The organism is Pontibacterium sp., assembly GCF_041587635.1.
GTDB lineage: Bacteria > Pseudomonadota > Gammaproteobacteria > Pseudomonadales > Balneatricaceae > Pontibacterium.
In genome coordinates this window covers 1-13,200 of sequence record NZ_JBFGYC010000052.1, presented here as the reverse complement: position 1 = coordinate 13,200, position 13,200 = coordinate 1, and the positions used below count along the sequence as shown (strand labels likewise).

The 13,200-nt window shown below is 50.1% G+C and carries 14 protein-coding genes and 1 pseudogene; 6 read left to right on the top strand and 9 right to left on the bottom strand.

The annotated features are described in order from the left end of the window. A pseudogene (locus tag ABYW01_RS04830) lies at positions 1-135 on the top strand (IS1595 family transposase); the annotation flags it as partial. A gap of 456 nt (positions 136-591) precedes the next feature. Here ABYW01_RS04830 and ABYW01_RS04825 read toward each other — a convergent pair. Both ABYW01_RS04825 and ABYW01_RS04820 read right to left on the bottom strand, forming a co-directional pair. Then, positions 592-1,458, bottom strand: a complete 867-nt coding sequence (locus ABYW01_RS04825; RefSeq protein ID WP_372831380.1) for a fumarylacetoacetate hydrolase family protein — start codon at positions 1,456-1,458, stop codon at positions 592-594. A 151-nt stretch (positions 1,459-1,609) separates the two neighbouring features. After that, positions 1,610-2,203 (bottom strand): TetR/AcrR family transcriptional regulator, encoded by a 594-nt coding sequence (locus ABYW01_RS04820; protein WP_372831379.1) that lies wholly within the window; start codon positions 2,201-2,203, stop codon positions 1,610-1,612. Positions 2,204-2,319: 116 nt separating this feature from the next. Between ABYW01_RS04820 and ABYW01_RS04815 the strand changes: the two genes are divergently transcribed. Next, the gene (locus tag ABYW01_RS04815; protein WP_372831378.1) at positions 2,320-3,315 is read left to right on the top strand and encodes a hypothetical protein; all 996 of its coding nucleotides are present in this window, start codon (positions 2,320-2,322) and stop codon (positions 3,313-3,315) included. Here ABYW01_RS04815 and ABYW01_RS04810 read toward each other — a convergent pair. The 3 genes from ABYW01_RS04810 to ABYW01_RS04800 form a co-directional block, all read right to left on the bottom strand. Beyond that, complete coding sequence (locus ABYW01_RS04810) at positions 3,301-4,038, bottom strand: DnaJ domain-containing protein (RefSeq protein ID WP_372831377.1); 738 nt, start codon at positions 4,036-4,038, stop codon at positions 3,301-3,303. The two genes, ABYW01_RS04815 and ABYW01_RS04810, sit on opposite strands and share 15 nt — an antisense overlap. Positions 4,039-4,143: 105 nt before the next feature. Continuing rightward, positions 4,144-4,866 (bottom strand): VWA domain-containing protein, encoded by a 723-nt coding sequence (locus ABYW01_RS04805; RefSeq protein WP_372831376.1) that lies wholly within the window; start codon positions 4,864-4,866, stop codon positions 4,144-4,146. Positions 4,867-4,958: 92 nt separating this feature from the next. Next, positions 4,959-6,683: a lysophospholipid acyltransferase family protein gene (locus ABYW01_RS04800; RefSeq protein ID WP_372831375.1), complete on the bottom strand. Its 1,725-nt coding sequence runs from the start codon at positions 6,681-6,683 to the stop codon at positions 4,959-4,961. Between the two features lie 138 nt (positions 6,684-6,821). Here ABYW01_RS04800 and ABYW01_RS04795 point away from each other — a divergent pair, with 138 nt between their 5' ends. The 4 genes from ABYW01_RS04795 to ABYW01_RS04780 all read left to right on the top strand — a co-directional run bounded on the left by ABYW01_RS04795 (position 6,822) and on the right by ABYW01_RS04780 (position 10,467). After that, positions 6,822-7,130: an antibiotic biosynthesis monooxygenase gene (locus tag ABYW01_RS04795; RefSeq protein WP_193954333.1), complete on the top strand. Its 309-nt coding sequence runs from the start codon at positions 6,822-6,824 to the stop codon at positions 7,128-7,130. 69 nt (positions 7,131-7,199) lie between these two features. Further along, the gene (gene dinB / locus ABYW01_RS04790) at positions 7,200-8,267 is read left to right on the top strand and encodes a DNA polymerase IV (RefSeq protein WP_372831374.1); all 1,068 of its coding nucleotides are present in this window, start codon (positions 7,200-7,202) and stop codon (positions 8,265-8,267) included. A gap of 13 nt (positions 8,268-8,280) precedes the next feature. Next, positions 8,281-8,832 (top strand): nucleoside deaminase, encoded by a 552-nt coding sequence (locus ABYW01_RS04785; RefSeq protein ID WP_372831373.1) that lies wholly within the window; start codon positions 8,281-8,283, stop codon positions 8,830-8,832. A gap of 78 nt (positions 8,833-8,910) precedes the next feature. Then, positions 8,911-10,467: a SulP family inorganic anion transporter gene (locus ABYW01_RS04780; RefSeq protein WP_372831372.1), complete on the top strand. Its 1,557-nt coding sequence runs from the start codon at positions 8,911-8,913 to the stop codon at positions 10,465-10,467. Between the two features lie 69 nt (positions 10,468-10,536). On the opposite strand, the gene ABYW01_RS04775 is transcribed toward ABYW01_RS04780, so the two are convergent. From ABYW01_RS04775 to ABYW01_RS04760, 4 genes are all read right to left on the bottom strand, one after another. After that, entirely contained in the window at positions 10,537-11,589 is a 1,053-nt protein-coding gene (locus ABYW01_RS04775) for a lipid A deacylase LpxR family protein (protein WP_372831381.1), read from the bottom strand. Positions 11,590-11,600: 11 nt separating this feature from the next. After that, positions 11,601-12,140, bottom strand: a complete 540-nt coding sequence (locus ABYW01_RS04770) for a disulfide bond formation protein B (RefSeq protein WP_372831371.1) — start codon at positions 12,138-12,140, stop codon at positions 11,601-11,603. Between the two features lie 324 nt (positions 12,141-12,464). Then, a complete protein-coding gene (locus ABYW01_RS04765; protein WP_372831370.1) occupies positions 12,465-12,935 on the bottom strand; it encodes a nucleoside triphosphate pyrophosphohydrolase family protein in 471 nt (156 codons plus the stop codon). Beyond that, positions 12,932-13,200, bottom strand: a 269-nt coding sequence (locus ABYW01_RS04760; protein ID WP_372831369.1) for a SufE family protein, incomplete at its 5' end; no start/stop codon positions are given. The genes ABYW01_RS04760 and ABYW01_RS04765, both read right to left, overlap by 4 nt.

Below are 13,200 nucleotides of genomic sequence, written 5' to 3'. Positions count from 1 at the left end.
GGTGTGGCAACCAAGTACCTGAAGCATTACTTAGGTTGGCGGCGGCTTCTGGAGCGTTATTCAAACACAATTACCGCAGAGCTCTGTCTATTTGAAGCAATTGAGCGTTCATCGCAACAACTAACTCAGACATAGCCTTTTGTTTCCCTAGAGAAGCTGCGAGATATCTTAATGACAGATCATAAGTTTTACTCTGGGTTCCTAACTTTTACATCGTGTGCTGGTATGATCCTTATGATTGCTGGATTCTTTCATTGGCACATTGTGGTTCAGCGGCGTGATGATAAGTATATTGAATTACGTATAAGGCTTTTGGAAAAATAGCTTTCGAAAAGCCAAGTGCCAAAAAGGTCGTTAAGACGGGCTAACTGATTTCCCATGCTATAAAAAGCGTGAATCCTCGCTGGGAAGAAGCATCAAAATTCGCAAATGTATTTTTGTAAATCCTCGCTTCACTCCCTGCAACACCACTAATCCCGTTATATCCCACTGAGTCCCATCTAATCCCGGATAAGTGCCAATAAGTCCACCAAATCACACTTTCAGGAGGTTGTCGAATGCAGAGAGCTGCTTTAGAGCGTCGCTGACCGTTTAGAATTGAACAGTATCTTGCGGTTCTTCGATAACGGGGTTGCTAAGCTGACCGATTCCCTCTAACTCAATAGTGACCCGATCACCCGGCTTCATATAACCTCGGGGTTTCATTTTCACTCCAACGCCTGAGCACGTGCCTGTTGCGATCACGTCACCGGGTTTGAGTGTGCATACCGTCGATAGGGTTTCCACCAGTTTGTAGCAATCAAAGATCAGGTGTCGGGTGTTGGAATGCTGACGTAATTCATCATTAACCCAGGTCTTAAGTTCCAGGTTGTGTGGATCAATCTCGTCAGCAGTGACAATCCACGGGCCCATTGGACCGTGTGTATCGAAGGATTTACCTAAGGTCCAGGTGGGGGCTTTGATCTGCCAGTCGCGAATGGAGACATCGTTGACGATGGTGTAACCGGCAATCACCGTGTGGGCCTGTTCATAAGGAACGTGACGGCAGGTTTTTCCGATCACCAGAGCCAGTTCACCTTCGTAATCCAGTTTCTCTGAGACACGAGGGCGGTGAATGTCATCGTCCGGGCCGATGATACAGCTGCTCTGTTTATTGAAGATGGTGGGGAATTCTGGTGTATCCAGTCCGGTCTCTTCAATATGGTCGGCGTAATTCAATCCCACACCCAGAAACTTCTCGGGATGAGGCACTGGTGCCAGTAGCTGTATCTGGTCCAGTGAGATGCCCGTGCCTTTCTCTGTCAGTATCTGCAGGTTGTGCTTCAGATCGTTCAGGTTTCCTAACAGGGTAATCATGTCAGTTGGAAGAGCGGGGTCCTGACCGGTGGTATATGCCTGATCGTTGGCGATCACACCAATGTGAATCTGGTCGTTATAGCGAAAGCGTGCCAGTTTCATAGAAACTCCTTGCTGCAGTGTTTTTCTTTTCGTTCATTATGGCGTGTAGTAACAGGGCTGAACAGATTAATAGACGGGCAGGGGCCAACACAAAAAAGGGTTCATAACCCAATGATTATGAACCCTTGTTTTACTCTAAAGATCGTTCAGGTCAGTGCCTGACGATAGGCAGAGCATTCAGCATATTGGACACAATGCTCTGATAGGACTCTGCGTGAGGACGTTTGCTGCTCATCACTCGCATCCCCCACATACCCGCCATCAGGAACTTAGCCAGTGCTTCCGGTGATGCTTCTGCTGTCAGCTCTCCCTGCTGTTGAGCGCGGGTCAGCGTATCGGCAAACATCTTTTCAATTTGATCCAGATAATTCGTGATCCTCTCCCTGATCTCATCATCTTCCGTGGCCAGTTCCAGCATGGTGTTCACCATAAGACAGCCGCGACCGATCTCGTCCATCGCAATGTCGTTACTGAAACGGTTAAAGAATGCCTGAATTGCTTCGATGGGGCTGTCGTTATTGAGCAAACAGGATGATACGCGGGACAGGCTGTTCTGAGCGTAGGTGTCGATCACCTCCATGAACAGGCCGCGTTTACTGTGAAAGGCACCGTACAAAGAACCGGGCTTAAGGTTGGTAGCTTTTACCAAATCCGTTACTGATGTCCCGGTGAAACCGGTACGCCAGAACACTTCCATGGCTTTTTCGAGCACGTCACGACGTACAAATTCGGCAGGTCTTGCCATCGTCTTTCCCTCCTTGATAAGTTTGCCTATTATCTCACTCTCTTTGTGGAACGATCAATAAAGCTTCGTGCTGCTTTTGTTGAATAATTAGCCTATTTAATCTTTTTAGGAGTGTGATGCTAAGGTTTCTTGTGGTTTTTGGTGTTGGACTGCTGTTGTTGGGTTGTGGAAGTACAGCGAAGCCGGTGACACCCAGTGAATTTCAACGCGGTGTGGTGATCCGCGATGCTGGGCAATTGGTACTACGTCCCTGTCACGGGACAAACAGCCTGTCTCTGCAAGATGACAGCGGTGAGCTCCTGCATTGGTTTACTCAGGCGCCGGTGGCATTCGATCAGGCCTACGCTGAATTGATGGTGTCCCCCGATCCGTTTGATCCCAGTCTGAAACATATTGATCAGGTGCTGTTAGTGGGGTCTCAGCCACGGGCGTGTGACTTTGAATTGAATGGAAATCACTACCGGGCGGCGGGTGAAAAACCTTTGTGGATTGCCGATGTACGGGATGAAGGCATTCGCGTCAAAGTGCGGGGTTCTTTACGCCAGCTGCGTTTTCCTTCTGTCGAACCTGAGCAGTCCGATACTGGCCTGATCTGGCGTAGCCAGCTGAATATTCAGGACGGATATCAGATGGCACTGACATTGAGCCGTGAGGCTTGTCATGATCAGTATGGAACCCGCTATCCCTATCATGCTGAATTGACGTTAAATACTTTACATCTAACCGGCTGTGCACGTGAAGGGAACTTGGGACTGCGCAGTTTGGAGGCCAGGTATCGTTATGAAGATACGGTAATGTCCCTGCAGCTTGACCTAAAGGCTGATGGTCGATTGATTCTGACGGATGTCAGGCGGGAAACGGACGGTACGGTTGCCAGTTATATGAAGGGCGAGTGGCGGGTGTTGGAAAGTGGAAGGGTGTTGTTGGAGGTGTCGTTATCCGGAGGTACTAAGCAGCTGCTGTTTCTTGAGCGTGAAGGTTATGGATCACTGAGGATTAAACCCGGCCATAAACCCTATCAGGCCGGGGTGTTATTACGTCGTCAGGAAGCTCTTCCGTCACAAAATAAGTTTAATGTTAGAGAGTTTTCAGAGCCATCAGCTGTTCAGTAACAGGTCTTTGGCTTGATTGATCTTCGCTGCGAGATAGTCGCTACCTCCACGATCAGGGTGTAACTTTTGCATCAGACGGCGATGAGCATCGATAATCGTCTGCTCATCCGCCCCCGATGGGAGGCCTAATATACTGTACGCTTCATCGCGACTCATCCCCGCGCTTGCTGCCGTGGGTTGCTGCTGAGATGACTGCTGACCGGGGTCGTCTTCTCGCCAGCTATCGCCAAAACGTTTGTCCAGATAGGCTTCTAGCAAGCGAGCAGATTCCGCATCCTGCTGGCGGCACTGTGACAACAACTCAATAAACTCCTGTTCACCGAGATCTCCCAGTTCTCGTCCCTGCATGGGACCGGTCAATACGGTGCCGTACATCACCCCTGAGTCATGATCCAGTGTCATGCGAATCATCGCTGTCTGCACTTCAGAATGATTACCACCGTGGGTCTGGCCAGCTTGCTTTTGATTGTAGAGATGCTTGAGAAACGGCAGAAAACGGATGATCAGCGGCAAAAGTTTACGCATAAAGGGCAACACAGCGGCGATCAGTACACCGAGCCAGTGCAGACGCCCGGTAATCGCCAGATAAATCAGTGCCATTGTCACAATCACGGTGATCACTTTGATGACAGCGGCACGACGCTGTTTCACCGGTTTGGATTGAATCCATATCATTCCGGCGATGGCGACGGTCCCAAGCAATACCAGACCCAGTGGATGCACAGTTAACTCCTTGTGTTCAGATAATATCGTCAGATGATGCGACGATAACTTTATACTGCTTAGTATACTGTTTTCTTGATGAGTTCAGATCAGTTGTGTCCCATCTTAAGGTCTGGAATGCCCTTTCAACTGATGGGTCAGCTGCAGTACCTCGCCGGGTTTGTCTTTGGCGAAGTTCTCCAGTGCTTTTGGGCCACCTGCGGCATACACGGCAACGGCTGCCAGCAACGCTTTCAGAATTTGGGCGCTGCCGCTGTTAAAGCCGCAATAGGCACCGCCGGACAGTCGGGCCAGTTCTTTAAACGTGCGCTTGGCCACCAGTTCATTACCTTCCTGAAAGATAAACACGGGCGTACCCAGTAAACCCAGTTCGCCAGCCAGTCGACAGAGTTTGTCGGCAGGTTCTTCAAGGCAATCACCGATAAACACCACCGCTTGTATTTTCCGGCGCCGGGTTTCCAGCAGGGCGTGATTAAGTACCCGTAATAACTGTGTGTGGCCCGCCATACAGCTCACCTGGTTCATACGATCAAGCAGGGCATGGGTGTTACTGAACCAGCCGGTATGCTCGAACTGTGCGTAACCGTGGTAGTAGCACAGCTGAACCTGAAGCCCGCCTGTTTTGCCGGCCTCAATGAACATTTTACTTTGCAGGTGGCAGGCCTGATCCCAGGTACGCTGGCGGCTGGCGGTGGCATCTAAGGCGAATAGCAGCCGACCTTCAGCTCCGGTATTTAGCGTGGTCGGAGCACGGGTGAGCTGATCCAGAAAGGCATCAAGCTCTTGTTTAGACGAAGTTTTTACGGGGTATTTGTCTTGATTACTCATCTTCAGATCCTGTGATGACCTTTATGAGTATAGCGAAAACGGATGCAAGAAATGGAGTGAATATGCCGGGTCTGAACGACCCGGCAGAGGGGTTATTCTCCGATATAGCGTATACGTTTCTTCTTTTTGACGTATTTCAGATCGACGAGTACCAAGCCGTCCACGCAGTAGTTGAAATCTGCATCGACGCCGAAGTCGAGAAAGCGAACACCACCTTCTTCGCAAAGGTCGCTGTACTGTTTATACAAGGTGGGTACACTCACCCCCAGAAACTCCATCTGTTCTTTCATCACCCGGAAGTCGGCTTTGTAGTCGCTGCCATTAAACATGCGCGCCATATTCTGCGCGGTCGCATCGTCCAGCTGATAGGGTGAGAAAGACCGCGCCAGATACTCATCGTCTTTGAAGTAGTGGCTGTAGAACCAGATCAGCATATCTTTGGCGGCTTTCGGATACGAGTTACTCAGGCTGACCGGGCCGAACATGTAGCGAATGTCAGGGTTTTTGCGTAGATATGCACCAATCCCGTACCAAAGGTAGTCCAGACTGCGCTTGCCCCAGTATTTGGGTTGTACAAAACTACGCCCCAGTTCGATTCCACGTTCGAAGTAGGTATCCATCTGTTCGTTGTAGTTAAACAGGGTTGAGCTGTAGAGCTTGTGTTCGCTATCTCTTCTCAGTTTTGACACTTCAGCCAGACGGTATGCTCCGGCGATCTCCAGTTCTTCGTCGTCCCAGAGAATCAGATGGCGATAGTGTTGGTCATACCGATCCAGATCTTTCTTTTCGCCTGTCCCTTCACCCACACAACGGAACGCAATTTCGCGTAAACGTCCCACTTCATTGATGACCGCAGAATCAGCACGGTAGTCAAACAGGTAGATCTTTTTCCCGTCTGAGGTTTCACCCAGCAATTCGGATGACTTCAGTTCTTGCTTGATGGTTTGGCGGTCCTGCGGGTGGGCAATGGTTTTTTCAGTGATAAAAAGTGGGGTACGGCCTTTGGCGATGCGGTAAAGGTGTTTCTTCAGCAGCTTACACTTTTCGGGTGTTGAAACCGGAACTGCGTCCAGCTGGCTGAATGGAATCGGTTCTCCCACCTTAAGGGGGATGGATACCGATCTCTTGTTAAACATCTCCCGAGCCAGCAACAGGGTCGAGAGGTTACGGTTTACATAAGAGGCGCTATAGAAAAGAGATGAGTTTTTGCCGCCGATGAAGGTGGGCAGAATTGGTGCATTGGCTTTGCGCGCAAATCGGATAAAACCGCTGTTCCATTTACCGTCTTTGATCCCGGTGACGCCAGCACGGGATACTTCACCGGCAGGAAAGACAATCACTGCCTCTTCGTTTTGCAGGCTTTCTACAATACGGGCGATGTCGCGCTTGCGGGTGTTTTTGCCCATATTATCGACTGGCAGGAACAGATTCTTCAGCGGGTCGAAATTCATTAGAAGGTCGTTGGCGACAATCTTCACATCTCGACGTACTTCACCAATCGCCTTGAGCAGTGTTAAGCCATCCAATGCGCCCAGCGGATGATTGGCCACAATCAGAACGCGCCCGCTGGACGGAATGTTCATCCGGTCTTTGTTGCTCATGGTGTAGCTGAAGTTGAAGTAATCCAGTACGCGATCAATAAATTCGAAGCCAGTGGCATCGGCATTGTCATGCAGGAAATCGTTAATTTCGTTCTCGCGGATCAGCTTACGCAACATAAACAGCGTAGAGCGTTTTACCGGCGCGGGTTTCTGCACAAAGGTGGGATATTTATGGGTCAGAGCTTTTTCAACGTTGATCACGCTGTATACCTTCATCTGTTCGTTTCATATGAAAAATATATGGAAGATTTGTGACTGCCGGTTGACGCAATTCTTACGCTTTGATGACGCTTGGCGAGGTAAGGTAAAAAGCGTTTAATGAGCGGGTAGGTAAAACTGAAAGGAGCAGAATCAATGCAGTATGTGGTGGCAAACCGTATTTATGTGGCTGATGGATGGCAGGACACCTTTGAAGAACGATTTCGTAAACGTGCCGGTGAGATCGACAAACAGCCGGGATTTGTACGGATGGAAGTGCTGAGGCCTGCTAAAGAAGGGATGCCCTATATTGTGCAAACGCATTGGGCTGACAAAACCAGCTTTGACGGTTGGGTGGGTAGCGATGATTTTAAGCGCTCTCACGCAAACCCACTGCCAAAAGAGGCGTTCAGTCAGAAAGGCGGGTTGGAGATGCACGAGGCCATTATCTCTACCGATCAGTAAGAACGGTTTTACACAGATATTTGGACAACGCGCTGCTTTTGATTATTATCTGTATAAATATACAGTTAAATGGTTGGGCGGGTGCAGCGGAAAATCATTCATTGCGATTGTGATTGCTTCTTTGCGGCAGTAGAGATGCGGGACAATCCGGCGTTGGCGAATATCCCGATTGCGGTGGGCGGCAGTTCTGATCGCCGTGGCGTGATCTCCACCTGCAATTATCAGGCGCGGGAGTATGGTGTGCGTTCCGCCATGGCCACCGCCCGTGCGATCAAACTTTGTCCTAATCTCACCGTTATCCCCGGTCATATGGAAAAGTATCGTCAGGTGTCTCAACAGATCATGGCGATCTATCGGGACTACACTGACCTTATTGAACCGCTGTCTCTGGACGAAGCCTTTTTGGATGTCACGGAAGCAGGGCACTGTAAAGGCAGCGCTACGCTGATCGCTCAGGAGATTCGTGCACGGATCAAAGCGGAAGTGGGAATTATCGTTTCAGCGGGTGTCGCGCCTTCTAAGTTTCTCGCAAAAATAGCCAGTGATTGGGATAAACCGGATGGTCTCTATGTGATCAGGCCCCATGAAGTGGATGCGTTCGTGGAGGTGTTACCCGTTGAAAAAATTTTTGGGGTGGGCGAGAAAACAGCGGCGCGTCTGCATAAACTGGGAGTAAAGCAGTGCGGCGATCTGCGTGGTTATACCCTAGCGCAACTTGTTGATCACTTTGGGCGGTTTGGCAAACGCTTATATGAACTGTGCCGCGGGATTGATGACAGGCCAGTGAGAGTGAGCAGAGAGCGTAAATCAATCAGCGTGGAAAATACCTTTTCGCAGGATCTTCCCGATCTGGAGAGTTGTTTGGAGCATCTGCCTGAACTGATGCAGAGTCTGGATTCCCGGTTCGAAAAACATCGAGAGAAACGTACGGTGAAGGGCGCAGTGGTGAAGATGAAGTTTGCTGATTTCACCCAAACAACGGTTGAGCATGCGTCTGACCAGCCTGACCTTGCGTTGTTTGCCGCACTGATGCGAGAAGCCTGGGAGCGGGGCAATAAACCCGTACGCTTGTTAGGTGTTGGTTATCGGTTGGGGCGGTTTCAACAACGACAGGGTGAGCAGCTGAGCCTGCTGTGACTGTGGGGTGTCGATGAATATCCAAGCATTACAAACAGAATATGAAACACTGGTTGTCGGGGACGGACACCGGGACGAGCAGATTGGCCGTCGCTGCTGTTCGCTGGCGATTGAAGCGTTGCGTAACAACAGCTATGGCATCGGAGCGGTATTGATTGATGATCATGGTGATATCTTAGTAGAAGGGTATAACCGGGTTTTTGAACAACACTTTCGGGCTGCTGCACATGCTGAAATGGAGCTGCTGGATGCGTTCGAAACACAGTATCCGAACTATGGTGATCGCAGCGAACTGACATTAGTGGTGTCACTTGAGCCTTGTCCGATGTGTTTTGCCCGAATTCTCGCAAGCGGAATTGGTCGGGTGCGATATCTGGCTAAAGATAACGATGGCGGAATGGCTCATCGGGTACGCCACCTGCCAGCCGCATGGCGTAATCTGGCCAGTTTAGGTGATTATGGGGCGGCAGACGTCAGTCGCCCGTTACGCGAATTTGCCGCTAAACTCGCCGAATCTGCGTTATTTGAGAAAAGAAAACGTCTAATTCAGCAAATCCGTGGGTGATATGCTGCGAGTGCTAAGGCGTTCTGATATACTCGCGCACTTTTTCCGAACTGCATAAAATTTGCGCAGAGAGTCTCAATGTTTCAACTGATTGCTTCACGCACAAGTAGCCTGAAAAGTGATGTCCTTTCCGGTCTGACGGTCGCGCTGGCATTGGTACCGGAGGCGGTTGCATTCGCCTTTGTTGCTGGTGTTGAGCCGCTGGTCGGACTGTATGCTGCCTTCATGGTAGGCCTGATCACCGCAGCCATCGGTGGTCGTCCAGGTATGATTTCCGGTGCAACCGGCGCACTGGCGGTCGTTATGGTCAGTCTGGTGGCATTGCACGGTGTGGAATATCTGTTTGCGACAGTTGTCCTGATGGGTATTTTCCAGATACTGGCGGGGGTCTTCCGGTTAGGTAAGTTTATCCGTCTGGTGCCTCATCCGGTTATGCTGGGTTTTGTGAACGGTCTGGCGATCGTGATCTTCCTTGCGCAGATGAAGCAGTTCCAGTTTTTGGATGAAAGCACGGGTGAGCTGGCGTGGTTGCAGGGTAATCAGATGTACCTGATGCTGGGTCTGGTTGCGTTGACCATGGCGATTATCCACTTCCTGCCTAAGCTAACCAAAGCTCTGCCATCTTCGCTGGTGGCGATTGTGACCGTGGCTGCCTTGGTGATCGGATTAGATCTGGATGCACGCAACGTACAGGACGTTCTGCGCGATATGACAGGCGATCCAATGGCGACAATCGCAGGTGGTTTCCCAGAATTCCATATCCCAATGGTTCCGATTTCACTGGAAACGTTGCAGATCATCGTACCTTACGCGTTGATTCTGGCGGCGATTGGTCTGATTGAGTCCCTCCTTACACTGACGCTGATTGATGAGATCACCGATACCCGCGGACGTGGTAATAAGGAATGTGTCGGTCAGGGCGTTGCGAATGTGGCGACTGGTTTCTTTGGCGGTATGGGCGGTTGTGCGATGATCGGCCAGAGTATGATTAACATCAACTCCGGTGGTCGTGGCCGGATGTCCGGCATCTCTGCAGCGTTATTCCTTCTGGCCTTTATTCTGGTCGGTTCGGCACTGATCGAGATGATCCCGGTGGCGGCGTTGATCGGCGTTATGTTTATGGTGGTATTGGGGACTTTCGAATGGGCGAGCTTCCGCCTGTTGGGTCGTATCCCGCTGTCCGATACATTGGTGGGTATTACTGTTGCCGTTGTGACAGTACTGACAGATCTGGCTATTGCGGTCATCGTGGGTGTGATTATGTCCGCGCTGGTGTTTGCGTGGAAACATGCCAAGCAGATGGATTTCACGGTTCAGGGTGACGATAAACAGAAGGTCTACCTGCCAAGCGGTCCGCTGTTCTTTGGCTCCATTCAGACCTTCCGCGATCAATTTGATCCGGCTAACGATCCCGATGACGTGATCGTTGATTTCGCCAACTGCCGCGTAATGGATCACTCAGGTCTGGAAGCGATCGACTCACTGGCTGACCGCTACATGAAAGCGGGCAAAGAGCTGCATATTCGTCACTTGAGTCCTGAGTGTCGTGACCTGCTGCGCAAAGCCGGTAATTTGGTGGAAGTGAACGTGATCGAAGATCCTAAATATAAAGTGGCGACTGATACACTGGCATAAGCCGGGTTGCATCGCCGTTTATAAAAGCCGCTACCTCTTGGTAGCGGCTTTTTTGTGCGTACTCAAAGGCTAGAATTCAAAGCTGTAACTCAGAGAGATTGCGCCATAGTTGTGTCCTTCCGGCTGACCTTTGAATTCACGACTGCGGTGTACCCGTGAGAAAGAGAGCTTTGCGCCACGGTATAACACTGCCCAGCCCACAATCACTTCGCCTACAAACGGTTCTTTATCAACAGAATGACTGTCGCTGAATGTGTTGCCGTCTAAGAAGATATCCTGCAGTACGTAACGGCCATCCGCGGCGATAAACAGGTGCGCCCCAATACTGTTGTCCCGGCTGGTGCTGTTGTAGCGGGCATCGGTTGGGCCTGGTGCGCTGTTATCGCCTCCCGGGCGCAGTGCCGAGGTGCCAAAGTCGTCTGGCAGGTGCCAACCCAAGCGAAATTCTGCCCCTGCGTTGGCATAGGTTGCGACATTACCCAAGCTGCCACCTGCGTGAAAGATGGTGTCGTAGGAGAGTACGCCGGTCAGAGGTTTGGGGGCATAACGGTACTTCAGCTCATGCACGAGCTGCAGGCCTAGTTCGTTCTCCAGCTGATTGTCCCAGCCCTGAAACTTATCAAAGCCGCGCAGATCGTGAATGAAATCCTGTGCTTCCTGCCCCAGTGCGGCGGGGCCGACAATACCGATGTTTAGCTCGGTTGTGCGCAAAATATTCTTGCTGCGGCTCTGGTAGGCCAGTCCGCTGTATAACCAGCCCGCATAGGGGCGATCATCGGGATCAACGGTTGTACGGTTGATGTCGTTGGGCGTGTAGATCTGCTGACCAAACGTGATGATCAGGTTGCGTTGCACCTTCTCGCTGTTTGTTGTTTCGGCATCCAGAAAAGGGAGATATTGGTTTACGCCTAATACCCAGTCTGGCAGGCAGTCATCCGTGAGGAAGTTGTCCACATTGGGGGAGACAAGAGAAACACGGATACCGTTGGTGTAATTGCGGTCCGTTTCTGTAAACAGGTCGTTATCAAGGTAGAAGTTGGCAGTCCATGGATCTTTTTCGTTATCCAGTTTGTTACGGCACTCGATATCGTTAGCGAATGCCGGCATAGCGCTGCTGAGCAGCAGTGCAGTGATCAGCGGAAGAGATCGCGTGGCCGCCGTTGGCTTTTGATCAGCTTCCAGGTGATGACTAACAGAATTGAGAACAGAATCAGAGCTTGTTCCGGAATACTCAGCCCGATAAAGGTCCAATGGCTTACGTTGCACTCGCTGGCTCCTCGAAAGATTGAGATCAGTGTTTCAGCAGAGGGCATTGTATCAAAGAGCTGATCGACATTGAGATCACAATTTACAGCTGTTGATGAATCGATCAGTTGCTGGTGAATCCATACATGTTTCAGCGTCGTGGCGATCCCCGCGAGCGTCATGAAAAAACCAACAACACCGTATAGTCGTTGACCTGTGCTGCCAGGATTATGCAGGTAAGCGAGCAGAAAAATTGATGCGACCGATAAGGTGATCAACTGGGTTAATGAACAGAGGATACAGGGCTCAAGAGCCAACTGTTCCTGCAAGTAGGCGGTAGTGAAGGCTATTGCACTTGCGCAGACAATAAACCCCAAGCCATTCAGGCGTCGATAGTTGTACTTCGTCGTACCGACAAAACCACTCATGGAAGACATCCAGTTTATTTATTATGTACTGTCCGTATATTCGGACTTTATCAAAAACCGTTGTGCAGTGTTTAAACAACGGTTTTAATCCCTGTGTAACAAAAACTGCCAAGCGGAAGCATACAAGCCAAGTATTGAAGTTTTTTGAATGCTGGGTGTATGAATTCGCTTTTTCATAAGAATATGACATAAAGTTACCGCGGATTATTTGGTGTAGTCAACGGGTAACAATTAAACGTTTGATTTAAGTCGGTTGTAACGAGCAGGCATAAAAAAAGGCCTCAAATAGAGACCCTTTTTCAATAACGGATTAACTGGGCTTTCTTAGCCGAGCTGTGGCTCGTGCCAGTTGATGTTCTTTAGGAACTTGTGGGCAGGGTAGAACTTACTGTCTTTACCGTTTTGGTCTTTAGCTGATTTAACGAAAGCTTTTGGTAGCTCGCCTCCAGCATAGACTTCGATACCGACCTCGTTTTCGTAGTAAGCCAATGTCTGGGCAATTTCGTCTTCTGTTTTACACAGTTTAGAGAGGTTGCTCTCTTGTACCGCCGCCATATCAGCGTCTGCGTCGATACCCAGAATATGCGCCATGCCGTAGGTCGTTACCAAAACGTCGGCAATTGCATCACGGACTTCGGTGACGTCCTGTTTTTCGATACCTTCAACCAACTCGGCCAGTTCTTCCTGAATCAGGTGCAGTTGTTTCGCTGCTTTTTCCCAGTTTGGTGTTTCGTATTCACCTTTCTGGTTGCCAAAAACAGTGTTCAGAAAAGATACGTCGGTAAAGTTGCTCATTGAAGCTCCTGTGCATTTGAGTCGACAGCGACCTGTCGGATTTTCTCAACAATTGCCCGCAAGCCATTTCCACGAGATGGACTTAGATGGCGTTGCAGATCCAGTTGATCAAAGTAATTGTTAATATCGAAAGATTGTATATGTGTGGCACTTTGGTGGTTATATGCCGCCAGCACTAGTGCGATCAGACCACGAATGACGCGGGCATCTGAATCGGCCTGAAAATGAAAGATGCCGTTGTTATCTTTCTTAAACGCCAACCAAG